General features: G+C 59.5%; 20 protein-coding genes and 2 pseudogenes. 14 read left to right on the plus strand and 8 right to left on the minus strand.

Features of this window, described 5'->3' with window-relative positions:
• Window positions 1-139: 139 nt before the first annotated feature.
• Window positions 140-7,249, plus strand: coding sequence for a TcdA/TcdB pore-forming domain-containing protein (locus tag ACQ4OE_RS17365; protein ID WP_430947360.1), 7,110 nt, complete (start codon window positions 140-142; stop codon window positions 7,247-7,249).
• Between the two features lie 67 nt (window positions 7,250-7,316).
• On the opposite strand, the gene queD is transcribed toward ACQ4OE_RS17365, so the two are convergent.
• Together queD and ACQ4OE_RS17375 are read right to left on the minus strand one after the other, a co-directional pair.
• Window positions 7,317-7,673, minus strand: a complete 357-nt coding sequence (gene queD, locus ACQ4OE_RS17370; protein ID WP_003223505.1) for a 6-carboxytetrahydropterin synthase QueD — start codon at window positions 7,671-7,673, stop codon at window positions 7,317-7,319.
• 85 nt (window positions 7,674-7,758) lie between these two features.
• On the minus strand, window positions 7,759-8,838 hold the full coding sequence (locus ACQ4OE_RS17375) for a patatin-like phospholipase family protein (protein ID WP_122590521.1): 1,080 nt from the start codon (window positions 8,836-8,838) through the stop codon (window positions 7,759-7,761).
• A gap of 247 nt (window positions 8,839-9,085) precedes the next feature.
• Between ACQ4OE_RS17375 and ACQ4OE_RS17380 the strand changes: the two genes are divergently transcribed.
• Genes ACQ4OE_RS17380 through ACQ4OE_RS17395 form a run of 4 tightly spaced genes read left to right on the plus strand, consistent with a single transcriptional unit; the run spans window position 9,086 to window position 11,687 of the window.
• On the plus strand, window positions 9,086-9,394 hold the full coding sequence (locus ACQ4OE_RS17380; RefSeq protein ID WP_122590520.1) for a PepSY domain-containing protein: 309 nt from the start codon (window positions 9,086-9,088) through the stop codon (window positions 9,392-9,394).
• Window positions 9,394-9,705 carry a PepSY domain-containing protein gene (locus ACQ4OE_RS17385; protein ID WP_430947361.1) on the plus strand — a complete coding sequence of 104 codons (312 nt, stop codon included), beginning with the start codon at window positions 9,394-9,396 and terminating at the stop codon, window positions 9,703-9,705. The genes ACQ4OE_RS17380 and ACQ4OE_RS17385 overlap by 1 nt, the downstream gene beginning before the upstream one ends.
• Window positions 9,706-9,708: 3 nt before the next feature.
• Window positions 9,709-10,377, plus strand: a complete 669-nt coding sequence (locus ACQ4OE_RS17390) for a response regulator transcription factor (RefSeq protein ID WP_122590516.1) — start codon at window positions 9,709-9,711, stop codon at window positions 10,375-10,377.
• Window positions 10,374-11,687 carry a sensor histidine kinase gene (locus tag ACQ4OE_RS17395; protein WP_430947362.1) on the plus strand — a complete coding sequence of 438 codons (1,314 nt, stop codon included), beginning with the start codon at window positions 10,374-10,376 and terminating at the stop codon, window positions 11,685-11,687. The genes ACQ4OE_RS17390 and ACQ4OE_RS17395 overlap by 4 nt, the downstream gene beginning before the upstream one ends.
• Window positions 11,688-11,907: 220 nt before the next feature.
• On the opposite strand, the gene ACQ4OE_RS17400 is transcribed toward ACQ4OE_RS17395, so the two are convergent.
• Both ACQ4OE_RS17400 and ACQ4OE_RS17405 read right to left on the minus strand, forming a co-directional pair.
• Window positions 11,908-12,663, minus strand: coding sequence for a methyl-accepting chemotaxis protein (locus ACQ4OE_RS17400; RefSeq protein ID WP_430947413.1), 756 nt, complete (start codon window positions 12,661-12,663; stop codon window positions 11,908-11,910).
• Between the two features lie 102 nt (window positions 12,664-12,765).
• Window positions 12,766-14,055, minus strand: a pseudogene (locus ACQ4OE_RS17405) (HAMP domain-containing protein); the annotation flags it as partial.
• A gap of 256 nt (window positions 14,056-14,311) precedes the next feature.
• Between ACQ4OE_RS17405 and ACQ4OE_RS17410 the strand changes: the two are divergent.
• From ACQ4OE_RS17410 to ACQ4OE_RS17420, 3 genes and pseudogenes are all read left to right on the plus strand, one after another.
• A complete protein-coding gene (locus ACQ4OE_RS17410; RefSeq protein WP_430947363.1) occupies window positions 14,312-15,628 on the plus strand; it encodes a Na+/H+ antiporter family protein in 1,317 nt (438 codons plus the stop codon).
• A 197-nt stretch (window positions 15,629-15,825) separates the two neighbouring features.
• Window positions 15,826-16,650, plus strand: a pseudogene (locus tag ACQ4OE_RS17415) (cache domain-containing protein); the annotation flags it as partial.
• Between the two features lie 102 nt (window positions 16,651-16,752).
• Window positions 16,753-17,508, plus strand: coding sequence for a methyl-accepting chemotaxis protein (locus ACQ4OE_RS17420; RefSeq protein ID WP_430947414.1), 756 nt, complete (start codon window positions 16,753-16,755; stop codon window positions 17,506-17,508).
• A gap of 109 nt (window positions 17,509-17,617) precedes the next feature.
• On the opposite strand, the gene ACQ4OE_RS17425 is transcribed toward ACQ4OE_RS17420, so the two are convergent.
• Window positions 17,618-18,553, minus strand: coding sequence for a LysR family transcriptional regulator (locus ACQ4OE_RS17425; RefSeq protein WP_430947364.1), 936 nt, complete (start codon window positions 18,551-18,553; stop codon window positions 17,618-17,620).
• A gap of 110 nt (window positions 18,554-18,663) precedes the next feature.
• On the opposite strand from ACQ4OE_RS17425, the gene ACQ4OE_RS17430 reads away from it, so the two are divergent.
• The 3 genes from ACQ4OE_RS17430 to ACQ4OE_RS17440 all read left to right on the plus strand — a co-directional run bounded on the left by ACQ4OE_RS17430 (window position 18,664) and on the right by ACQ4OE_RS17440 (window position 19,877).
• The gene (locus ACQ4OE_RS17430; protein WP_430947365.1) at window positions 18,664-19,149 is read left to right on the plus strand and encodes a DMT family transporter; all 486 of its coding nucleotides are present in this window, start codon (window positions 18,664-18,666) and stop codon (window positions 19,147-19,149) included.
• Between the two features lie 2 nt (window positions 19,150-19,151).
• Window positions 19,152-19,607 (plus strand): DMT family transporter, encoded by a 456-nt coding sequence (locus tag ACQ4OE_RS17435; RefSeq protein WP_122590647.1) that lies wholly within the window; start codon window positions 19,152-19,154, stop codon window positions 19,605-19,607.
• A 102-nt stretch (window positions 19,608-19,709) separates the two neighbouring features.
• Window positions 19,710-19,877, plus strand: coding sequence for a metallothionein (locus ACQ4OE_RS17440; protein ID WP_122590502.1), 168 nt, complete (start codon window positions 19,710-19,712; stop codon window positions 19,875-19,877).
• A gap of 23 nt (window positions 19,878-19,900) precedes the next feature.
• Here the strand turns inward: ACQ4OE_RS17440 and ACQ4OE_RS17445 are convergent, their stop codons facing one another.
• Window positions 19,901-20,173, minus strand: coding sequence for a hypothetical protein (locus ACQ4OE_RS17445; RefSeq protein WP_430947366.1), 273 nt, complete (start codon window positions 20,171-20,173; stop codon window positions 19,901-19,903).
• Between the two features lie 38 nt (window positions 20,174-20,211).
• Window positions 20,212-20,439 carry a DUF6555 family protein gene (locus ACQ4OE_RS17450; protein ID WP_122590498.1) on the minus strand — a complete coding sequence of 76 codons (228 nt, stop codon included), beginning with the start codon at window positions 20,437-20,439 and terminating at the stop codon, window positions 20,212-20,214.
• A gap of 136 nt (window positions 20,440-20,575) precedes the next feature.
• On the opposite strand from ACQ4OE_RS17450, the gene ACQ4OE_RS17455 reads away from it, so the two are divergent.
• The 3 genes from ACQ4OE_RS17455 to ACQ4OE_RS17465 all read left to right on the plus strand — a co-directional run bounded on the left by ACQ4OE_RS17455 (window position 20,576) and on the right by ACQ4OE_RS17465 (window position 22,654).
• Window positions 20,576-21,358: an AraC family transcriptional regulator gene (locus ACQ4OE_RS17455; protein ID WP_430947367.1), complete on the plus strand. Its 783-nt coding sequence runs from the start codon at window positions 20,576-20,578 to the stop codon at window positions 21,356-21,358.
• Between the two features lie 137 nt (window positions 21,359-21,495).
• Complete coding sequence (locus tag ACQ4OE_RS17460; RefSeq protein WP_007969534.1) at window positions 21,496-21,669, plus strand: DUF1427 family protein; 174 nt, start codon at window positions 21,496-21,498, stop codon at window positions 21,667-21,669.
• A gap of 28 nt (window positions 21,670-21,697) precedes the next feature.
• On the plus strand, window positions 21,698-22,654 hold the full coding sequence (locus ACQ4OE_RS17465) for a quinone oxidoreductase family protein (RefSeq protein WP_430947368.1): 957 nt from the start codon (window positions 21,698-21,700) through the stop codon (window positions 22,652-22,654).
• Between the two features lie 89 nt (window positions 22,655-22,743).
• On the opposite strand, the gene ACQ4OE_RS17470 is transcribed toward ACQ4OE_RS17465, so the two are convergent.
• A complete protein-coding gene (locus ACQ4OE_RS17470) occupies window positions 22,744-23,703 on the minus strand; it encodes a nucleoside-specific channel-forming protein Tsx (protein ID WP_430947369.1) in 960 nt (319 codons plus the stop codon).
• Between the last annotated feature and the right edge of the window lie 259 nt (window positions 23,704-23,962).

Consider the following 23,962-nt stretch of genomic DNA (forward strand, 5'->3'; position numbering starts at 1 on the left):
TTGTAATTGTTTGTAGTTGAAATCTGTTTTGTTTAATCGGTTGGGTCGAATAACGTGCGCTTGAATTTTGGGCTCAATAGATAAGTGATCCTATTGAGTGGCTCTACCTCATGTTTTCCGTTATTTCATGGTGAAAGTTGTGTCTGAAGAAGTAGTGATGAAAGGCGAGTCATTTGAGCTGCATGGTTTAGTGGATGCTGCTGAGGTCAAAGGCGCATTGGTTGCGTTTAAAGGCAGCAAGCCTTACATGGCTGCGCTGAGTTATTACGAAAGTGCACTGTTGCAAGAAAAATCCACCGATATGTTTGTTGTCATCAGCCTGCTGAAGGAAACGCTGCAAAACATGGGAGGGAATCATCCGTCCCCAGCATTCAATAGCCTCGTCGAAAAAATTGATGACTATCATCGTCGACTACAGAACACCGTGATGATGGTCAGCAAAGATGTGCCAAATCACATGCATTTCGTCTGGGTGGGAGGGGCGGCATTTGGCGCTAATCAACGCGACTATTTCAATATATGGAAAGCCCAAGCGCCCAAGGGTTTTACCTTCAGCATCTGGTACGACCCCGAGGCGTTGATGGCATTCGATGTCAGCCGGACGCTTATCCAGGCGGCGAAGGCGGACGCTATGCTGGCTTTGGGCGACAACCCTCTCGCCAATACCCAGCTCATCAAGGCCTATGAATCAAGGCTGGTCGCACTGCGTCGACAGGCGGCCGGTTTCATTGAGCAGGCGCAGTTGCGTGGACTCAGTCCGGACGCGGCACGCATAGAGTTCCTCGTCGAGGCATTCGGTCAGAACAAGGCGCAACTTGAGGTTGCCCGAGCACGGTATCTGCAGAGCCACCTCGAGCTGGCTGCCGATAACGTCCAACTGCAAGACGCGCGGCAGGCGTTCAAATCGCACTTCCTCTGGTCTGCTTACAACCGTGAGATTTCTCTCAGGGGCAACTTTGCTGCTGCGTCCGATATCGTCCGCTTGCAGGTCGAAGCTCGAGAGGGGGGCGTCTACAGTGATCTTGATTATCTGCCTCCGCTGGTACAGGAAATGGCAGGCGTCAATGTTGCAGGATTCGACGAGAAAGCGCGAACGGGTGTGTTGCAGTTATTGCTCAATCATAATGAAACCTTAATGCCCGGTCGGGACGCCAATCGATATGCGGATTTTCTGAAATATATTCCGCAAGAGCATATTGCTGCTCTGGAAGCATTTGCTAAATCCAAACCCTTACTGCATCAGATCTTTGCACCCGTAACGGCGCAAGCAACGCCAGCCGACATATTTGGAATGGGCTCGCCCTTTGATGATAAGGGCAATATCCCTAGCTTGATGAATGCGTATATAGCTGCGCATCCGCAAGCGGGGATGACGCTGACCACGATGAATCTTATCCGCTACTACTACGACACTATCGAAGTCGTAGAGCGAGAATTAGATCAGAAGGGTAAGGCGTGGGGGGATGAGGAAACGTTCAATATCATTGTGCGGAAACTGGGTGAAACGGATTCGCCCTTTATCGCTTCAAAAGCGCTTGAGAGCGTCTGGGCAAGTTATTCGCAAAGTGTAGTGACCGGCATGTTGCATTATCACCGTGATGGCGTCATTCCTGGCGCCCAAGGCACCATTGCTTTGACGGGACCGGGAGCCTTGCTGGTTGGCTCGGATATATATACGACGCTTCAGTACACCGCTGCCGGGATCGCTGAAGCCAAGACCCATCGATACCTTAAGCACGGCTATAACCCGGCAACCGAGGAAGACTCCATCAGTGGCTGGACCGAGCGCGATGACCCGAACGGCGAATGGGCGATGCGAGAACAACAGGCCTGGCGCGAGGGCAAGTTCAAAGCGCGCTACACCGGCAATCTGGGAGAGTTGATCAAACCGGGCAATACCCTGACGTTCAAACGCGGCTGGCCTGTGGTCGAGGGTAAACCGGTGCTGGTGACTGCCATAGTCCAACGGCTGATCGATGACTTGGGCGACCCCTTCGTGCGCGCCATGACCGACAAGCTCAGTGGTGAAGTCATATTCCAGAAGAGTGCGAACCTGAGTTTCGACGAGCGCCGGCAGATACTTGGCCAGGCCATCAGCGATCTGCCGGAGTCCGTCGGAGCCCAGCAGACGGGGAGCTTCAACGAATTGCTGGTGCATCTGGCGCGGGGCACGCTGCCCATCGATCAGTTGAGCCCGTTGCAGCGGGTGGTAATCGGTGGGTTGTTTGGCGCTGAAAGCCTCGATGTCAGCGGGTTTGCCAGCGCATGGCAATCGGCACAGCACCTTGCACGGGAAACCGCTGAAGGCGGTGTGTTCGCTCGTTTTTCTGCGATCGAGACCCTGCTGCAGCAGCGCAAGGCGCCGGCGTTCAACGCTGCACTGGCAAGCAAGGCCGTCGTCAGCGAACACAATGTCCGTGAACTCAGAGCGCTGGCGTTGACCGATCTGATGACGCTCAGTCAATGGGGGCGACACATTGCGCAGATTCACAGCACGGCACAGTGGGAATACCGCACGCGTATCCTCAAGCGTGCCGGCGGCGTGCGTGAGCAGTTTTTCCAGGCTGGTGCCGATTCTGCACGGCAGATTCCCCAAGCCTTGCTGACGCGTACCGCCGGTGATCCCGGTCGCCGCTGTTATCCGTTGTCTCTGCTGATGGCAGCGGCACTGGCCGCGGGCGAAAGCGCCGAGCGCGCGCTGATCGGCAGGGTCGCCAATGCCAGTCTGACGCCGCAGGCGGCGGATTCACGCGCGTTGCTGGTGGCGTTGGACGAGCTGAGTGCCGTGCGCATGACCGACGTCGGCAAGGCGCTGGGAACGCAGACTTTGCAGACGGTGATGCAGACACTGGACGCGAATACGGCCTCTAGCGTTCTGCTATTGGACACCGGCAGCCATGCGCTGTTGGCGGCCAAGGTTGTCACCGGTGACCGGACCGCCTATCGCTTTTTCGAGCCGAACTTTGCGGTGTACGGGTTTAGCCAATCTACCGGTTTGCAACACGCCGTCGAGGGCTACCTGAGGGGCGAAGGTGGTGAGCTGGCCAGGCTTTACGGCTTGGCGGATACCAGCGAACTGCGTTTCAACGTGATCGAACTCGACACCCAAGCGATTGCCGCGCGCGTGTTGCCATCGAGTGTGCAAGTCGGCAGCTTGCTGACGAACCAGCCCATTCCCGGTGCCCAGTCGGTCAGCGTGTGGGAGCAGCAGTCTGCGTTGCGTCATCGCTCGCTTTCGGAAAATTCACGGATGGGCGAGAGTCTGGCGCAGCTGGATGCCTACCAGCGAGTGCGGGAATTCGATTTGGCCACCACTCAATTGCGCAGTGAGCATTCGCTGGGGCGTGAATTTCTGCCGCTGCTGGAAACCCTCAAGAACAGCGGGGGCGATCAATTCACGTTGACGATGATGGATGCGCTCAACCCCAAAAACACCGTCCATGTCACAACCGCTGATTCGCGATTTATGAGAATCAAGCGTCACATCCAGCATCTGGTTGAGTCCGCCGCCGGCAAGAACACGTCACCGGGTGAAAGCGACGGGGGCAGCCGACTGAGTTTTGCCTTTGCCATCCAGACCCTGGTCACCGAGATGCGCAGCCGGGAGTACCAGTCCGAACACGGAGCGGTGCCGGCGCTGTCCGTTGCCCTGCAGATTCAGGTCTATGTGAGCTACGCGCAGCTGGCCTTCGGTGTCGTGACAGACGCCGCGCAGGTGATCAACCTGGTGCGCCAGGTCGCCGCCAGCGAGCAGGCACTGGTCAAGCAGCAGGCTTCAGTGTCCGGACGTGTGCTAGGGCGGGTCGGTGCTCCGGCGGGCGTCGGCTTCTCATTGGTGAATATTGGTTTCGATATTCATGGCCTGATTGTGGCAACCAATCAGGAACAACGCTCGCGCTTGACCACGCAGTTGGTCTTCGATGTGGCGGCGTTGGCACTTGATGTGACCGCGTTGGCGGTAGGAGGAACGGTGGGCGCGGCGGCGTCGGCGCTGTCCGTGCCACTGTTGGGCATCGGGATCGGGGTGACAGCGATTGCAAGCAATCTGGGCGAGATCAACGACAAGGCCCGGGCTGTCGGCAGGCATTTGTTCCTGATTCACGAAGCCTATGGCCCTCAAGGATGCGAGATCAAGGACGGCGTGCTCATCTTTGCCCCCGAAGCGATCATTACCCGTCTTGATTTAAAGGCCCGCCGAGCCGATTTCGACAGCCAGAAGTTTTTTCCGCCGATTTTTGCCACGGTCGGGCTGCCCGACTACAGCAAAAAATCCGAAGACCTGCACCGGGCAATCAATATTCGCGAGGCGATGAAACGGGATAGCCATCTCGAGTTCGGACATGCAGATGATCAAGGCATTCACACGGTCGTATTGCCCTGCACGCCGCTCTGTTACTACGGTTATGAGTTTCAGTTGGGGAGCGCGGGCTTTGCGCCGGACGAGGATATCTACTCGCGTTTGAGAGACCACCAGGCCCATTATGAAAGCCTGCCGCGAGGGGAATTCGAGGAGGGCATGAGCACCTCGTATCCGAACGTTCTGGATATTTGGAAGGAGCAAATCGAGTTCCCCTATTCAGCGAATGGCGAACAGCGCTTCCAGTTTTTTTCCACCTCGCCGTTCCCTCATGTTCTTTACAAGTTGGTGCCGGTCAACAAACCCACAACGATTAGCGTGCAACTGAATGAGCATGCGCGATATCTGGTGGTTCCTGAACTGCCGGACGAATGGCATCAACTGTTGAGTTACGACATCAGCGCGGACAGGGGCTTATCCCAATTGACCCTGACGCGCGGCCTCGTCTCTGTACGCCTGCGTCAGTCGCTGCCGGTCGGAACGGAGTCCCCTGAAGGATGGAAAGACACGGTCAGCTGGTTGATTCGTGCGCCGTGGGTGAGCGATACGGAAATTGGCTTTATCGGTGACCAACTGATCGTTGATGGCATCCGGATTACCGGCTTCAGCGGGTTCCTTCAGCTCAAGGGTGGGGAACTGTTCCAGTTCAACCCTGAGCGAAACGCCTGGATGCTGGTATCGATCACGCTGGAAAAACCCGCGCAATTGTCCAGTCCCGTGTTGCAACGTCTGCGCGCACTTTCTCAAGCCAAGCGAAACGCGACGGCTTATGTACCCCTGCATAATTTTGTCATCCCGTTTGATGAAGGGGCTGACCCGCAGCACACCACGGGCTACTACGATGTGGCAGCGGACCGGATGGTGTATGTGCGCGATCTTCCTGCGTCTTTGATTGAAGGCGTTGTATTGGCCGCGGTTGCAGGCTCGCAGGCGTGGTTCTATCAACCGGATCACGCCACTGTGTGGCGAGTGGACGCCGTGACCGGGTATGTCAGACACGCCTATCGCCTGCTGACTCCGCGTCAGGGTTCGAAAATCGTTGCAGCAGAGCTGACCGCCGACGGAAAACTGCGCGTGGTGCAGGAAACGATCAGCGAGGAGCAAACCCGCTACACGCTTGAGTATCTGATTGCCGAAAACAGCCTGACGTTTGTCCATTTCAACGCGTTCGAAAAAGTCTGGCGCGAGGACATGTTCGGCCTCGACTACTGGAAAGAACCGCTGAATCGTTTCCGGCAGCCCGATACGAAGATCGATGACACCACCGCCATGGACGTGCCTCTGAGCCGCTGGCGATCCGCCGATTTCGTCGCGCTGCGTGGCTACAACCAAGGCGATACGGTCGTTTCCGGCTGGATTCGCATGAGCGATTTCAAGTTCTACTTCAACAACGAATCGAGTGACGACTCGCCCGGGCAAAAAGTTCTGCTGATGTCGAATCAGTTGGATGATGGGATGATTTTTTACGACGTGAAAAACAGGTCGCTGATCCGTGGTTTTCCCGAACCCCAGAAGGGTGACTTCCTGCCCGATGAGGTCGTTGAACACGACGTCGCAGAAGTGAGTCAGTCGGCAGGTCGATACATCATGACCAAGACCAATGGGCGGATGTTCGACATCGCTCAAGACGGTGCGCTGGTGTTTATCGGCGTTGGCAAGCGTTGGCTCGAACAGCAACCGGACTGGCCCAACGCTCTGCCTGAACTGGTGACGGCCTACGGAAAGCGACCGTTCCCGGTGATAGGCGTCTCCGATTTCACCCAGCGTGCGATGCTGGCTGTCTGGTGTATCGACAACAGACTGTTGGTGAGCCAGGTCAGTCCCGGTAAAGAACTGGCGCTGCTGGGCCTGACCCCGGACGGTGAGGCGGGCTGGCTGCTGGATATTGAAGCGGGGCAACTCTATCGTCAGGCATTGAGCTCAGCGTCGTCAGTGCGCGAGGCGTTTGCCGGCGGGACGAAACTGCGGAATCCGCAACACTTGCCGATCGCGCAAAAGGTCTGGTCCGATTGGTCATTCGCCAAAGTGGAAATCAATGGTCAGGGATTGCTGGGGCGGACCCGAGACGGTGTCAATCTTGAGCTGTCTGATCATCAGCCCGCGAAGATTGTCGGCGTCGAAAATCAGTGGTCTCAGACTGAACAGACGGGCATGTCCCTGAACGCACGTTTGCGAAAACTGCTTTCCGGCCATGACCATGCGCCCATGCTGACGATTGAGAACCTGGGCAACAGCTTTACCTACTATGTTGCCGAGCAGGACTATCTGTTTACGGTCGACGCGCGGCAGGACGGCCAGTGGTCGGTGCTGCTGGGTGTGCAGAACCAGACAGAGTCATTGTTGTTCGATCCGTTCGACAGTCTGGTCTTGAACCGTGGCTCGAAAAACCAGATCTGGCTCACGGACAGCCATGCGACTCGAGAGGGTGAAATACTCACGCTGGCAACCGAGTACAAAATCGATGACTTGCAGCCTTTGCTGGTCGATGGTGTCGACACATTGATATTGGCGTTCGGTGGTATGTCGCAGATTTGCCGGGTTGCGGAAGAAGTCTGGCAGCGCCTGGAGTGTCTCGTCGTTGATCGTCGAAATACGCCTGAGCAGATCGGCTCATTCGAGCACAACCTGGTGCTGGAAATGGCCGGGCGCGATCAGATGCTGCTGTCAGAGGCGGGGGGAAATCTGTTGCTGATCGATCCGGACAGTGCGCGCACCTTGATGGTTCTGAATGGAGAACCGCAAGAAGCGCAGGGTCGAGTGCCGCTGTACCTGAGCTTCAACATTCAGGGGCGCGAGCACAAATACAGTCTCGGACAGTTGCATGGCGCCTTGAAGGCACAGAAGCACAATGGCGTTGAATTGAAGACGGTGATCAGCTCACTCATCGGTTGAAACGTCGGGCGATGACTCAGTCGCAAAAAAAGGCTCGCGAGCATTGTCTGCTCGCGAGCCTTTTTGCTTATTCGCCGCGATAGATGCAGCCGCTGGTGCAGGTCTCGTGAATACGGATCGCGCTCAGTTCCGGCAGCAACGGCTTCATTTCATTCCAGATGAATTTGGCCAGCACTTCGCTGGTCGGGTTTTCCAGGCCAGGAATGTCGTTCAGGTAGTTGTGATCGAGACGCTCGTACAGCGGCTTGAAAATCGCTTTGATCTCGGAGAAATCGCGGATCCAGCCGGTGTGCGGATCGAGGTCGCCGCTGAGGTGAATCGCCACTTTGAACGAGTGACCGTGCAGACGTCCGCACTTGTGGCCGTCCGGGACGTGCGGCAGGCGGTGGGCGGATTCGAAGGTAAATTCTTTGAAGATTTCCACGGTATTTTCAGCTCTGTTCAGATGGCGTTCGCCGCAGCGATTCGGGCAGGCGGCGAGTTTACCAGCTTGTGTTTGGCCGTGCTGACTAAAGGGTCAGCAAGCGCTCGGCGAGGCGACCATTGGCAGTCAGTTCGAGGAATTCGTCGCCCAGACGGCGGCTCTCGTCCATCGCCGCGTGCCAGTATTTCTGCCGACTCGACGCGTCGCCCATGAAGCGTTTGAAGTCGTTGCGGTCGGGCAGTTTGCCGTAGGGCAGACGCGCCAGATATTCCTTCGACGGCGCGAGCAACAGCACGTCCTGCAGGCGTTCCACCGAGGCTTTGCGCCACGGCAGGGTTTTGTCGAACCAGCCGGGAATCACTCGGTCGGTGAAGTGCGGATAGAGCACGATGCCGTCGCCGCTGTAGGGCAGGTCGAGGTGATAGTCGAGCAGACCGCCATCGCGGAAGGTGCCAGCACCGGCGCCCGGCAGGTCGCGCACGCCTTCCATGACCATGGGAATCGAACCCGAGGCGAGCAAGGCCTGACGCAGATTGCCGGCATTCAGGGCAACGAAACGTGACGGGAAATCGTTCAGTGCATTGACCGGCGGGGCGAGGCGCGGATCGTGGATGATCAGCCGTTCGAAGTGCCGCGACAGTCGAGCGCGGCCACGCAGGTTATCGGCGATCACCGAGCCCAGTGCCAGCCCCAATCGCCCGCGATGGTCATCGGCAAGACGCCCCTGACTTTTCACTACCATGATGTTCAAGCGGTAATGCGCGTTGTCGAGGATGCTCGCGTCGCGGCCATCGAGCAGGTCATTGAGCATGCGCTGCGAGCTCTGACTGATCTCGGCCATGGTTACGCCTTTGTTGAAATTCTGCTCGGCGTACAGGTGACCGAGGCGGCGAATGCCTTCGGCGGCGTCCGGCAGGCAGGCGCTGGCGAAGCGCCAGGAACCGACCGACGCCCCAATCAGCGAACGCTCGCGCGGCGCACTCGGCAGCCATTCGCCGAACAGCGCCAGATCGAGTCCCTGAATTCCCAATGCCTTCGGTCCACCGGCAGCGCCGGGCAGGGTGCCGACGTCGGCGGCGTTCAGGCCCTCGGCGCGAATACGCGCCATGGCGCGCGGGCCGGCCTTGAGGGTGAGGGCAGGGAATTTGATGTGGATGGCGGTCATACCGGTCTCGATCGTTAGCAAGCGAAGGATTATAGAACCACTGCGGCCCTCTGTGGGAGCGAGCCTGCTCGCGAATGCGGTGTGTCAGACACATCATTACTGACTGACACACCGCATTCGCGAGCAGGTTCGCTCCCACAAGGGGGTAATGTGTTGCGCTGGGGCAATGATGGCAATTCAGTTTCAGTTAAGTTCAAATCGCTAAGGTGCCCACCGTAAAGCAGCACATAAAAAATACGGAGACACCATGAAAACCCTGACTGCCCTGACCATCGCCTCGATCATCGGCTTGACTGCCGGCACCGTTCACGCCCGCGATCTCGGCCCCGATGAGGCCCTGCGTCTGCGTGACGCTGGTACTATCGTGTCCTTCGAGAAGCTCAATGCCACCGCGCTGGGCAAACATCCGGGCTCGACGATCACCGATACCGAGCTGGAAGAGCAGTACGGCAAGTACATTTACCAGATCGAAATGCGTGATCCGCAGGGGCTCGAATGGGATCTGGAATTAGACGCGGTGACCGGGCAGGTTCTCAAGGATCATCAGGATACGTAATGAAGGTTAATGTTCGCGCCACGCGCCGCACGGCGTGGGTGCTGTTGTTGTTTTGCTCGACGGCCATGGCCCGCGACCTCGGTCCGGACGAGGCCCTGAATCTGCGCAAGCAGGGTGTGATCCTGCCGCTGGAGCAAGTGCTGCAGCAGGCGATGGATCGCTATCCCGGCGCGAAACTGCTGGAAGTCGAGCTGGAAGAAAAACACGACGTCTACATTTATGAAGTCGAGTTGCTGACCGTCGAGGGTGTCGCCCGTGAGCTGCACTTGAAGGCCGATACCGGCGAATTGGTGAAAGACAAGGAAGATTGATCGATGCGTTTGCTTTTGGTGGAAGACCACGTACCGCTGGCCGACGAATTGCTCGCCGGTCTGCAACGCCAAGGCTATGCGGTGGATTGGCTGGCGGACGGCCGCGACGCGCTGTATCAGGGCAGCAGTGAGCCGTATGACCTGATCATTCTCGACCTCGGCCTGCCCGGCGTGCCGGGGCTTGAGGTGTTGGCGCAGTGGCGTGCTGGCGGCCTGGCGATCCCGGTGCTGATCCTCACCGCGCGCGACTCCTGGGCCGAACGCATCGAAGGATTGAAGGCCGGTGCCGACGATTACCTGACCAAACCGTTTCATCCCGAAGAGTTGTATTTGCGCATTCAGTCGCTGTTGCGTCGCTCCAAAGGCCAGTCGAATCAGCCGACATTGCAGGCTGCCGGCCTGCACCTGGACGAGGGGCGCCAGTGCGTGGTGCGAGATGGCGCCGACATTCAATTGACCGCGGCCGAATTCCGCCTGCTGCGCTATTTCATGCTCCACCCCGAGCAGATCCTCTCCAAAAGCCATCTCGCCGAACACCTCTACGACGGTGAAACCGAGCGTGATTCCAACGTCCTTGAAGTGCACGTCAATCACCTGCGGCGCAAGCTTGGCAAAAGCGTGATCGAAACCCGCCGCGGCCAGGGTTACCTGTTCGGCGGGCAAGCTTCGTGAGGTCAATCCAGCGCCGCTTGAGCCTGGGTTTGATCAGCGTCATGGTGATCGTCGGCGTGGTGGTGGCGCAAACCAGTTTGTGGCTGTTCGAGGTGGGTTTGCAGCGCTACCTCGAAGCGGGTCTGCGCAACGACAGCGAAAGCCTGCTGGTGGCGCTGGTGCGTGGCCCGAATGGTTTGCAACTGGATGAACGACATCTGTCGCCGGCCTATCAGCGGCCGTTTTCCGGGCATTATTTCCGCATCGACTTTGCCGACAGCCACTGGCGCTCGCGCTCGTTGTGGGATCAGGATCTGCCGCTGATGGAACATCCCGGTCTGCACAGCAACCTGCAATTGGGCCCGGACGGCCAGCAACTGCTGGTGCTGCGTTCGGACTACCGGCGCTTGGGCCAGTCAATTTCGATCAGCGTCGCGCAGGATTACACGCCGGTGCGCGAGAGCTTTCAGCGCATGCGCCAGATTGGCTTGGGCCTTGGTTTGGCGGCGTTGCTGTTGATTCTGTTCTTGCAGCGCTTGACCGTGCGCCGCGCATTGAAGCCGCTGGAAAGAGCGCGCGAGCAGATCGCGCAGTTGCAACAGGGCCAACGTTCGCAACTCGACGATCAAGTGCCGGTGGAGCTGGAGCCGCTGGTGGCGCAGATCAACCATTTGCTCGCGCACACCGAAGACAGCCTCAAGCGTTCGCGCAATGCCTTGGGCAACCTTGGTCACGCATTGAAAACGCCGTTGGCGGTGCTGTTGAGCTTGGCGTCGAGCGAGAAACTGGATGCCCACCCGGAGCTGCGCAAGATCCTCACCGAACAGTTGGAACAGGTGCAGCAGCGGCTCAATCGTGAACTTAATCGCGCACGGTTATCCGGGGATGCACTGCCCGGCGCGCTGTTCGATTGCGATGCTGAACTGCCGGGGTTGCTGGCGACGTTGAACATGATTCACGGCGAGCATCTGGCCTTGAGTTACGTCGCCCCAGCGGGGCTGCAACTGCCGTGGGATCGTGAGGATTTGCTGGAGCTGCTGGGCAATCTGCTCGACAACGCCTGCAAGTGGGCGGACGCCGAGGTGCGCTTGAGCGTGGTCGAAACGGCTGAGGGATTTGCCCTGAGCGTGGAAGATGACGGGCCGGGGATCCCTGAAGAACAGCGCGCGCAGGTGTTCAGTCGGGGAGCGCGGCTGGATGAGCAGACGCACGGGCATGGGTTGGGACTGGGGATTGTGCGCGATATTGTTGATACGTGGGGCGGGACGCTGATGTTGATGGAAAGCGAGTGGGGCGGGCTGAAAGTGTTGATTGAACTGCCTCGGCGGTGAGGCTTTTAGAAGCCCCTCACCCTAGCCCTCCCGAAACGTCGGACCGCCCAGAGGGAGAGGGGACTGACCGAGTGGGATGGCCGAGGTATGCCGACTTGGGATATCGAGTCGAACTCAGGTTTTGAAAAGCACATAGATCGGCTCCCTTTCCCCTCTACCCCTTGGGGGAGAGGGCTGGGGTGAGGGGGAAAGGATTTACCTGACACCCCAAAATCCCGGGTCACACCCGAAACTGATCCATCAAACTCTGCTGCTGATTCGCCAGGCTGTTCAGCGACTGACTCACTCGCGCTGACTCGTTCGCTTGGCCGGACAACGATTCCGTCACATCGCGAATCGTTGCCACGTTGTTATTGATCTCCTCGGCCACCGCACTCTGCTCTTCAGCGGCGCTGGCGATTTGCAGGTTCATGTCGCTGATCACCGTTACCGCCTCACCGATCTGGCGCAGCGCCGTCACCGCTTGACCCACCTGTTCGACACTGCCTTGTGCCTGACGATGGCTGTTACCCATCGAACCGACCACATCCTGCGTACCGCTTTGCAATTGCTCGATGACCTGACGGGTTTCTTCCACCGATTCTTGCGTGCGGCGGGCGAGGTTGCGCACCTCGTCGGCGACCACGGCAAAACCACGTCCGGCTTCACCGGCACGCGCCGCTTCAATCGCGGCGTTGAGCGCCAGCAGGTTGGTCTGCTCGGCGATGGCGCGGATGGTTTCCAGCACGGCGCCGATCTTCTCGCTGTTGGCCGCCAGACCTTCGACTTGCACCATCGCCGCGCTCATGTCGGCGGCGAGGGTGTCGATGCTCGCGGTGGTGCGGTCGATCACGGTCAGGCCCTGACGGGTGGCGCGGTCGGCGTCCTTGGCGGCTTCGGCAGCCTGCGCTGCGCTGCGCGCGACGTCTTGTGCGGTGGCACTCATTTCGTGGGAAGCGGTGGCGACCTGATCGACCTGGCGATATTGCTGCTCCATGCCGGCGCTGGTCTGGGTCGCGATGGCCGACGATTGATCGGCGGTGTTGCGCGCGTCCTGCACCGAGCGTTTTACCTCGGCGATGATTGGCTGCAATTTATCGAGGAACTTGTTGAACCAACCGGCCAACTGACCCAGTTCGTCCTTCTTGTCATAGGCCAGACGACGGGTCAAATCACCTTCACCGCTGGCGATGTCTTCAAGCATGTGCGCCACACCGAGGATCGGTTTGGTCACGCTGCGCGCCATCAGCCACACCAGCAGCAGCCCGATCAACGCGGCCAGCACGCCGAGGCTCAGCTCGATCAACGTGCCTGAATGATTGCTCGCGTCCAGTTGTTGCTTGAGCGCTTCGGCGCGGCTGACCAGGACTTTCTCCGGCACATCAAGCAACACGCCCCACGACGGGCCACCGGGAATCGGCTGAAACGGCGACAGCACTTTCAACTGGCCGTTGCTGTGCAGGCTGCTGACGCTGGTGCTCGAAGCGAGTTTGCTCAGCAGTTCGGCGCCGCTGGTTTTGTCCACGGCGTCCAGACGCTGGCTGAGTTTGCTGGCGTCCGGGCTGTAACCGGCGAGCAGGCCGGCGGGGCTGATGATGCTGACGGCGGTCTGGCCGTCATAGAGCTTTTTGCTCGCGCTTTGGCTGATCGCTTGCAGGCTGTTGAGGTTGATGTCCACCGACAGCGAAGCGATGACTTTACCGTCGACCATCAACGGAAAGACGATGCTGGTCATCAGCACGTTGTGGCCGTCGATCACGTAGAAATACGGTTCGATCACACACGGTTTGAGCGTGGCGCGCGGGCAGGTGAACCAGGCGTTGGCCGCCTGACCGCTGGGGCCGGTGCTGGTGTCGGACATGTCGCTTTCCGGCAGCGCCATCGAGGTGACCTTGCCCGGGGTCGGTTGCGACCAGTACAGGGCGAAACGACCTTTGTCGTTGCTGCCCAGTTCAGCCTGACCGGCGAACAATTCGTCTTTGCCGTCCAGCGCGTTGGCTTCGAACACCAGCGACAGGCCGAGCAGATCCGGGTTGGCTTGCAGCGCGGACTTCACTTGGCGGGTCATGTCTTCGCGCAGGTCGAAGGCGTCGAGGAAACGTTTTTCGGCCTGTTCGCGCAGGAACAGCACCTGCCGCGAAAAACCGTGGCCGTACTGATAGGCGTCCATGAACTGCTGGCGAATGCCTGCCGCTTGCACTTCACCTTGGGATTCGATGCGCGCCTGAGCGGACTCGGTGAGCATCTCCATGCTGGAGGCTTTCACCAGTTCGGAACTGTGCTCCATGCGATACAGCGAAAGACCCACCAACAGGGTCACGATACCGGCCAGGCAGAGGCCGGCGAGCAGGGTGATTTTCCATTGGATGGAAAGTTGTCTGAGCGACATGGAGACGTCCTTATTCGATAAATATCTGAGACTTTGCACTGTAACGGCCCAAGAGCAGTTTTCTTGAGCTTCGAGCCGCAAGCTGCAAGCGAAAAAACGCAAAAGCTTGCCGCTTGTGACTTGCAGCTTGTCGCTGCTTCATTCACAGTGCGCGCCCTTCTAATAAGACCCTCTTTGCAAATCCGCCGGTAAACCCGGGCGGACTCATCCTGTCTGGCGGTCGGTTTTCCACCGCAGTGTTTTTCGAGGTAGTGAAATGAATGCAGTCATAGCGGCGGTCGGCGTCATGCTGATTCTCAGCTTGTCCCGCGTGCACGTCGTGATCGCTTTGATCGTCGGGGCGCTGGTCGGCGGCCTGACCGGTGGTCTGGGCATAGACGCCACGCTCAAGGCCTTCAACAGTGGCCTGGGCGGCGGCGCAACGGTGGCGTTGTCCTACGCGTTGCTCGGCGCTTTCGCCGTGGCGATTGCCAAGTCGGGTCTGGCCCATGCGCTAGCCGACAAGGCCTTGGCGATGGTGGACCGCCAACATGCGACCGGCGGCAACAGCGTCAAGTGGTTGCTCATTGGCCTGTTGTGGGTGGTGGCGATTGCCTCGCAGAACATTCTGCCCATCCACATTGCGTTCATTCCGCTGCTGGTTCCGCCGCTTTTATATGTATTGACCAAGCTGCAACTCGACCGCCGCCTGATTGCCTGCGTGATGACGTTCGGTCTGATCACGCCGTACATGTTCCTCCCGGTAGGCTTCGGTAACATCTTTCTCAACGAAATTCTGTTGGCAAATGTTGCGCGCAGCGGCGTCGATATCAGCGGTATCAATGTGACCCACGCCATGGGCATTCCGGCGTTGGGCATGTTGGTCGGGCTGGGCATTGCCTTTATCAGCTATCGCAAAAAGCGCGTGTATGACCTGGCGAAAATCGAGCAGGTCGAACAGGTCGCGGTGCAATACAACCCGTTGAGCCTGGCGATTGCCGGGGTGGCGATTGCCGCCGCGTTCATTGTGCAGTTGCTGCTGGACTCGATGATTATCGGCGCGCTGGTCGGCTTTTTGATCTTTTCGGCCTCCGGTATCGTCAAGTGGCGCGAGACCGATGATCTGTTTACCGAAGGCATGAAGATGATGGCGATGATCGGCTTCATCATGATCGCCTCTTCCGGTTTCGGTGAAGTGATCAAGGCCACCGGGGAAGTGCAGACGCTGGTGCAAGCGTCGGCAGCGTGGATCAATCACAGCAAGGGCATCGGCGCGTTGATGATGTTGCTGGTGGGGTTGCTGGTGACCATGGGCATCGGCTCGTCCTTCTCGACCGTGCCGATTCTGGCGGTGATTTTCGTGCCGTTGTGCGTGCAACTGGGGTTCAGCCCGATTGCGATCGTGTGCATCGTCGGCACCGCCGGTGCGCTAGGCGACGCTGGTTCGCCGGCCTCGGATTCGACCCTCGGTCCGACCTCCGGTTTGAACATCGACGGCCAGCATCACCACATCTGGGACACCGTGGTGCCGACCTTCCTGCACTACAACCTGCCGCTGCTGGCGTTCGGCTGGGTGGCCGCGATGGTTCTCTGATCTGCAAAATCCCCATTGTGGGAGCGAGCCTGCTCGCGAAAGCGGTGGGTCATTCACAATTACAGTGACTGAGCCGGCCCATTCGCGAGCAGGCTCGCTCCCACAGGGGATTGGGGGAATCCCTGACTCAACTTTTGCTTTGGAGTGCCGTTAAAGCCTTTAACCACGCCAATAAAATCAAAAGAGTGAGCCCCACAATGCGCCTGAGCCTCAAGGCTAAAGTCCTGTCCCTCGCCGTTCTTCCGGTGTTGCTCTTTGCGCTGGTCATCAGTCTGACCACGCTGTTCATCCTTCAGGAACAGGCGCACAAAGAGGTCGAACAGACCCGCGAGCGTCTGCTCGGCGACGCCAAAGCGACCCTGCAAAGTTACGTCGCCGTGGCCATGACCACGATCAAACCCCTCTACGACGCCGCCACCCCGGGTGATAACGAAGCACGCGCGCAGGCGATCAAACTGCTTTCGGGCATTCGCTACGGCAAGGACGGCTACTTCTTCGGCTACGACTCCGAGACCGTGCGCCTGTTCAAGGCCAACGACCCGGAAGGCGTGGGCAAAAGCTTCAAGGACAACCGCGACCCCAACGGCGTCTACGTCAACCTGGGGCTGGTGAAAGTCGCGAAGGACGGCACTCACTATCTGCAATACAGCTCGCCGCTGCCGGGCAACGCGCAGGTGCTGGTGCCGAAACTCGGTTACACCGAATACCTGGCGAAGTGGGACATGGCGGTCGGCACGTCGGTCAATCTCGACGGCATCGAAGCGCAAGTGGCGCTGGTCGAAGCGCAGGTGCAGGAGCGCATGCAAGGCGTGGTGCTGAGCATCGTCGGCGTGGCGGTGGTGGTGTTGCTGGTGATCGCGGCGGCGGGGATGCTGCTGGCCAACACCATTCTGCGTCCGCTAACGTTGATGAAAGCCAACCTCGACGACATCGCGGCGGGCGAGGGTGATCTCACCCGCCGCCTGAACATCACCAGCCAGGACGAACTCGGCGAACTGGCCGGCTCGTTCAACCGCTTCGTCGACAAGATCCACGGCCTGGTGCGGCAGATCACCGAGATGACCACGCAACTGACCGGGCTGGTCACGCAGGTGTCGGATCAGGCGCAGCGTTCGGATCAGGCGATGGAGCGTCAGCGCCACGAGACCGATCAGGTCGCCACGGCGATCAACGAAATGTCCGCCGCTGCCCAGGAAGTGGCGAAGAGCGCGCAGAACGCCGCCGTCGCCGCTCAGCAGACCGACGAAGAGGGCCAGAGCGCCAAGCGTGTGGTGGCCGGCAGCATCAAACAGATTCATGCACTGGTCGATGACATCCGCAGCAGCGGTGTGTCGCTCGACAGTTTGCAGCAGGACGTCAGCTCGATTGTCGGCGTGCTCGGGGTGATTCGTTCGATTGCCGAGCAGACCAACCTGCTGGCGTTGAACGCTGCCATTGAAGCCGCGCGCGCCGGTGAAGCCGGGCGCGGCTTTGCCGTGGTCGCGGACGAGGTGCGGGCGCTGGCCAGTCGCACGCAGATCAGCACCCAGGAAATTCAGGGGATGATCGACCGTTTGCAGGCGGGCACGCAGCAAGCGGTCGAGGCGATGCGCCGCTCCAGCGAGGCCGGTGACGGCACGTCGCAACAGGCCAATCAGGCCGGTGCTTCGCTAGATGCGATGGCATCGTTGATTGCGACGATCAACTCGATGAACGCGCAAATCGCCAGTGCGGCGGAAGAGCAGACAGCGGTCGCGGAAGAGATCAACCGCAGCGTGCATCAGATTGCGGTGGCGGTGGATAACGTTGCCGATGAGACGCAACTCGGCGCGCAGACCTCACGCAGCCTGGCCGAACTTGGCCAGCGCCTGGGCAAACTCGTGGGCCAGTTCCGCATCTGACTCCGCTCACAATCCAATGTAGGAGCTGCCGCAGGCTGCGAACTTTCGATCTGCTTTTTAACAATCAAGATCAAAAGATCGCAGCCTGCGGCAGCTCGTACATGGGAAATCACGGTCTGTCCCAATAGGGCACATCACCGAAGCACTCAACGAAGAAATCAATCACCGTCCGCACCTTCACCGACAACCGTCGACTCCCCGGCCACAGCACCGCAATCTGCTGCGGCTCCAGGCTGTTCGACACCTGATATTCCTTCAGCACCGGCACCAGCGTGCCTTCGCGCACCGCTTCACCAATCAGCCACGACGGAAACATCACCAGGCCCAAACCTTGTTCTGCGGCTTGGGTGAGGGTGTCAGCGTGGTTGCCGGTGATCGGGCCTTTCACCGAATACGGCGTCCAGTCCTCGCCCTCGCGGCGGAAAAACCAGCGTTGCAGACCGGCCGCGCCTTTGTAGGCCAGGCATTGGTGCTGCGCGAGGTCTTCCGGTGTTTGCGGCGTACCGTGACGCTTGAGATACGCCGGGCTGGCGGCGACCTGAAAACGGTGCGGCGCCAGAATCCGCGCCTGCATGCTGGAGTCGTGCAGCGGGCCGATGCGGAACAGCAAATCCGCGCCTTCTTGCAGCGGGTCGACGTAGTGGTCGGTCTGCTGGATATCCAGTTGCAGCTTCGGATAGCGCGCGCACAACTTGCCCAGCCACGGCGTCAGATGCCGCTGGCCGAACACCACGGGGGCGTTGATGCGCACCAGACCGGTGGGTTCGCTTTGCTGTTCCTGCAATGCCTGTTCGGCTTCCTCCAGTTGCACCAGCACCAGTCGCGCGTGATGGCCGAGCATGCGCCCGGCTTCGGTCGGCGTCACCGCGCGGGTATGGCGGTAGAGCAATTGCTGATTCAGCGCCTGCTCCATCAACTGGATCTGCCGCGAGATCGACGACGGCGCCACGCCTTCGCGACGGGCAACTTCGGAAAAGCTGCCGTGGTCGAGTACCGCGACAAACAGCCTGAGTGACTTGAATCCGAGTTCATTAAGCCCGTGCATGGTTTGTCCTGCTGTGCGTGTTGCGCAAAAGTGTTGTCCGGATGCTCCCATTTATCGCAAAGCGGCGCCAGCCGATAATCCGCGCCCTCGTTAATCCGTGGAAGTTGGTTATGCAAACGTTGGATGAAGTGGCTGTTGAGGCGCCGGTGGCGAGGTCGTGGTTGCGCTTGTTGCTGCTGCCGCTGGTGATCCTGGCCGGGATGGGTTTGTCGGTGGAGGCCGGATTGCTCGGGCCGTTGGGTGTGCAGGTCGGGCATCTGTGGGCGACCTTGAGCATTTTTGGCGTCGGCTCGGCGATTCTGTTTTTGCTGCTGCTGTTCGCCGGCCCGCAGAAAGGCCCGGCGCTGAACACGTTGCCGCGCTGGCAACTGATCGGCGGGTTTCTCGGGCCGATCTACGTGGTGGTGTTGACGCTGGCCACGCCGCACATTGGTATCGCCATGACCATGATCGCGATCCTCTCCGGTCAGGTCGGCAAAAGTGTATTGATCGATCATTTCGGCTGGTTCGGCGCGACGCGTAAAAAGGTCAACGGTGAACGCTGGCTGGCGCTGCTGCTGATTGTGGCGGCACTTGTTCTGATTGCTCGGGGTTGATGATGAGTCTGATTATTTTGCTGGCCGTGGTGGTTGCAGCGGGTGCGGTATTGAGTGTTCAAGCGGCGATCAATGGGCGTTTGGGCGAATCCGTTGGGGTGTTGCGCAGTAGTTTGCTGACGTTTGCCGTTGGGGCCGTGGTGACCGGGTTGCTGATTCTGTTTTTCGAACCGGCGCATTCGGTGGGGTTGCTTGATGTGCCGAAATGGCAGCTCAGCGGCGCGCTGTTTGGTGTGGTGTACATGATCGTCATGGTCGGCGCGGTGCCCCGGGTCGGCACGGCGGTGGCGACGGTGGCGGTGATCGTCGGGCAGTTGGGGATGGGCATGTTGATTGATAATTTCGGTTGGCTCGGCAACCCCGCCATCGACTTGTCCGCGAGCCGGATTCTGGCGATGGTCTGTTTGGCGCTGGCTTTGGTGTTTATGTATCGGAGTAGTGTGCGTTCGGCTGATTGATTGGGTTAGGGGCATATCCCCAAGATCCCGGACACCTCCTACACTGGTTATCAAGGCTTGCCCATCAAGCCTCAGACAACCACCAAAACAGGAGTCTGTCCCATGCCTGATAGAAAATGCGACTGCGCCGAATGCAAATGCATGATCAAGGAAGGCGATCATGCCTACGCCGTCCACGGCAAACACTACTGCTGTGAAGCCTGTGCCCATCACCACAAAAGCGGCGAAAAGTGTTCAAGCAAAGGCTGCGATTGCGGCCATTCCAAATAACTGCACGCATAAAAAAGTGGAGCCTAATCAGGCTCCACTTCCAGTTTCAGGCTCTCATCATCCAGCCGCTCGGCATGCCGCACCGTACCCTGTAACCGCCGCCCTTCAACCCGGACAACCACGGTTTTCGCCTGGTCGAGATCTTGCGGTAAAGGCGCGGGCACTTTCAGGGCGAAGCGGTACGGATCATCTTCCACGGCTTCCAGGCCGACGCGACAGTCCACACTCCTGGTGATTCGCCCAAACAGCGTATCGAGGCCGTAGTCCAGATGCGCCGGGCTGATGATGGTGCTCATGGTGATTCCCCCGAATGATACCGATGGCCTGATCGAGCTTAGCTGGTCGGTCGCCAAACGACGTTTTCGACGCCGAATTTTTCTGCCATCGGCTTGCTGGTCTTTTGCACTTTCTCCCGGCCGAAACGCGGAATTCGACCGACACCGGCATCGCAGCTCGCCCAGTGCCAAGCCTCGGCATTATCCATTTTGTCCGAACGGATAATGAACGACTTGGCGGCGCCGTGAAGGGTGTATTCGATGACGTAGAGTTTTGCGTTGTTCATAAAGCCCGTAATCCTCCCTGTGGTAATAGAAGGATCGCGGCGCGTCGGGAAAATTCACTCGGATTGTCCGACGGTATCTATCGTTGGCGACGTGCGGCTGCACTGGTTACCATGGCGCTTCCGCCAACCCCAACGAATGCTCGTCATGGCCCTTGCCGCGCCCCCCGATCTCAGTGACACCGACGTGCCCGTGCAGCGTGTCGCGCGCACCTATCCGCGTGGCTTGTTCATCGAGCCCCATGAGCATGTCTGGGGCCAGCTGCTGTATGCCATGAGCGGGGTGATGTGGGTCGAAACGCCGCATGAAGCGCTGGTGGTGCCGCCGCAGCGCGCGGTGTGGTTGCCGCCCGGTGTGCCGCACGGAATTCGCGTGGTCTCGGATTTGCAGATGCGCAATATCTACCTGCGCCCGGCGCTGGCGGCGACGCTGGATCAGACGGTGCAGGTGATCGAGGTCGGTGGTTTGCTGCGCGAGCTGATCGTCGGGCTGGTGGAGCAGGGCGACAGCGGCGAGCCGGAATACTATGAGGCACTGGTCGGGCTGGCGTTACTGGAGCTGAAACGCGCAAGGCGTTCGCAGCTGAAGATCCCGATGCCGGATGACTCGGATCGACGTTTGATGAATCTGTGCCAGGCAGTGATGGCGGCGCCGTCGCTGGAAATTCCTTTCGAGCAACATGCGGAAAATGCCGGCGCCAGCGTGCGCACCTTGGCGCGGTTGTTCAAGGACAGCCTCGGCATGGGTTTCGCCGAATGGCGTCGGCAGGTGCAACTGGCGACGGCGGTGGCGGAGTTGATTCAGGGCGTGGCGGTGAGTGTGATTGCCCGGGAGCTGGGCTATTCGCCGAGCAGTTTCAGCGACATGTTTCGGCGGGAACTGGGTGTCGCCCCCTCACAATTTGCAGTGGAGCAGGATTAATCAACCCTGCATAAATCCACTGTGGGTTCTGCGGTGTGCATTCGATACTTGTCCGAAATTCAGAAGTCCTTGGCCGATGCCGCCGCGCCCACATCCCTAGACTCTGCCCATTCCCTTCAAACGGCGGAGTTCTCTCCATGAACTACCTGATTTCGCTGGCCATCGGTCTGGGCGTCGGCCTGTTGTACGGCGCGCTGGATTTCCGCTCCCCCGCACCGCCGGCCATCGCGCTGGTCGGTTTGCTCGGCATGCTCGCCGGTGAACAGTTGTGGCCCATGGGCCGGCAACTGGTCGCCGGTTGGCTGTCCTGAATTCCTTTCTCCTTCGGTGGATCACTCCATGAAAGCACTGCAATTCGATAAAACCGGCGACCTGTCGGCCCTGCGTTTCGTCGAGGTGCCGACCCCGGTGCCTGGCGCTGATGAAGTGCTGGTGCAGATCAGGGCGGCGGGTTTGAATCCCAGCGATGTGAAGAACGTCCTTGGCCGTTTTCCCTACACCACGCTGCCACGGATTCCCGGTCGGGATTTCGCTGGTGTCATCGTCGAAGGTCCGCCAGCGCTGATCGGCCAGGAGGTTTGGGGCACGGGTCGTGAGCTGGGCTTTTTCGCCGATGGCTCTCACGCAGAGTTCGTCAAACTGCCGGCCAACGGTGTCGCACTCAAACCGTCGCGCCTGAGTTTCACCCAAGCCGCCAGCCTCGGCGTGCCTTACACCACGGCGTGGGATGCGCTGGAGCGCAGCCTGGTGACGGCTGACACCCGCTTGCTGGTGATCGGCGGCGGCGCGGTGGCCACGGCGGCACTCGCATTGGCGAGAGTGCGCGGCGCGCAGATTCTGGCGGCGGCGCGGCGTCCGGAGCAGGTCGCGGATTTGCAGGCGCAGGGTTATCGGACGATTCAACTGGATAAACCCGAAGACCTTGGCGCGCAGGTCGATGCGGTGTATCGCGGTGGCGCCGACGTGATCTTCGACACCACCGGTTTCTGGCTGCCGGCCTCGGTGTCGGCGCTGGCGACTTTTGGCCGCATCGCAATCATCGCCGCGCCCGTGGACGGTCAGGTGCAATTGCCAGCGCTGGCGTTGTATCGCCGGGGCGGTTCGGTGGTGGGGGTGAATACGCTGCTGTACGGCGTCGAAGCCTGTGCGGCGATGCTCGGCCAGTTTGGCCGGCTCTTCGACGAGGGCTCGCTGCCGCTGCCGCAGGGGCTGGTGGAGTCGCCGCTGGCCGAAGGGCTGCAGCGTTATTCGGATGTGAATCAGGGCAGCGGCGACAAGGTCATCCTCATCCCCTGATCCAGCGCCAAACCCTGTGGGAGCCAGCAGCGCTGGCTCCCACGGTTTTTTTGTGTGGATCTCAGGATTGCGCGACGTCACGCTGAACATCAGAACTGATAACCGACGCCGGCGTAGTAACCCCAGCCGTTGGAACGCGCGCGGAAATTGCCGTCGCCGAAATTCAGCTCGCTGCCGTCCTCCCAGTTGCCGCCGTTGTGGAAATATCGCCCGACCAGCGTGAAGCGCAAATGGGTGAACGAGTAGAGCAGCACGTTGGTTGCCACCGTCGCATTGGCGGTGCGCGCCGGGTTGTCCTTGTGGATGTCGGAGCCGAAATCGAAGTTGGTGAAGCCGATGTAGGTCAGCGAAGCGCCGTTGCTGAATTTGTCGATGGGGATGATGTATTTCAGCTGCGCGCGGTAGCCGTCCCACGAATATTCGTTGCTGGCGCCGTAGTTTTCCCACTGGTAGCGACCGTACAGGTTGGCCGACAGATTGACCCGCGAGTGGGTGTCGATGTCGGTGCCGAAACCGCTGTAGAGGGTGTTGGCGCGGTTTTCTTTGCGGCTGCCGTGGTCGTAGATCCAGTCGAACGCGACGTACCATTCCTTGAACGGGCCGATGGCCAGGCTGCGCCCGGCGAGGTAGTCGATGGAGATGCGCGGCTCGTGCTCCATGAACACCGGTGAGCCGTGATCCCATACGCCTTTGTCGTGGCTGTTGCCGATGTTGAAGATCTTCGGGATGTCGATGTAGCCGTACAGTTCGAAGGGGCCTTTGCGGCCGAAGTACTCGTATTCCAGGTAGATATCGTCGGCGGGTTGCGGGCCGAAGCTGATGTCTTTGCTGCCGATCAGCATCAGGTCCTGGTTGTACCAGTCCGACAGGTATTCACCTTTTTTCGGCGGGCTGGCTTCCGGGCTCAGTGCTTCGCCTTGTGCCGACTCTTCCGGCAGGGCGGGTTGGGCAAAAGCGCCGGCGCTGTGAAGTCCGGTAACGCCGGTCAGTAGCAAGGAAACAGCAAGCGAGCGCACAAACGGTGCGCGAACAGAAGAGGCGGCGTGCATTCAAAGTCCTTTTTTCGGATCGAGGCCCGTGTTCCGTGGGCTTGTACGGTTTTGTTACGAAAACGTTGGGATTGACGTTACGCAAACGTTTGCACAAGGCGTACCAGAATCTTCAATGAGCTGAAAAATCAGCGCTTTCCGGTTTTTTCCTGATGTACCGGTCAGACACGGTTTTCCAGGCACTACAGTCCCTGTGGGAGAGCGCCTGCTCGCGAAGGCTGCCTGACAGAAAAATATTCGCCAACTGACACACCGCTTT

The organism is Pseudomonas sp. WC2 (assembly GCF_050586545.1).
Lineage (GTDB): Bacteria > Pseudomonadota > Gammaproteobacteria > Pseudomonadales > Pseudomonadaceae > Aquipseudomonas.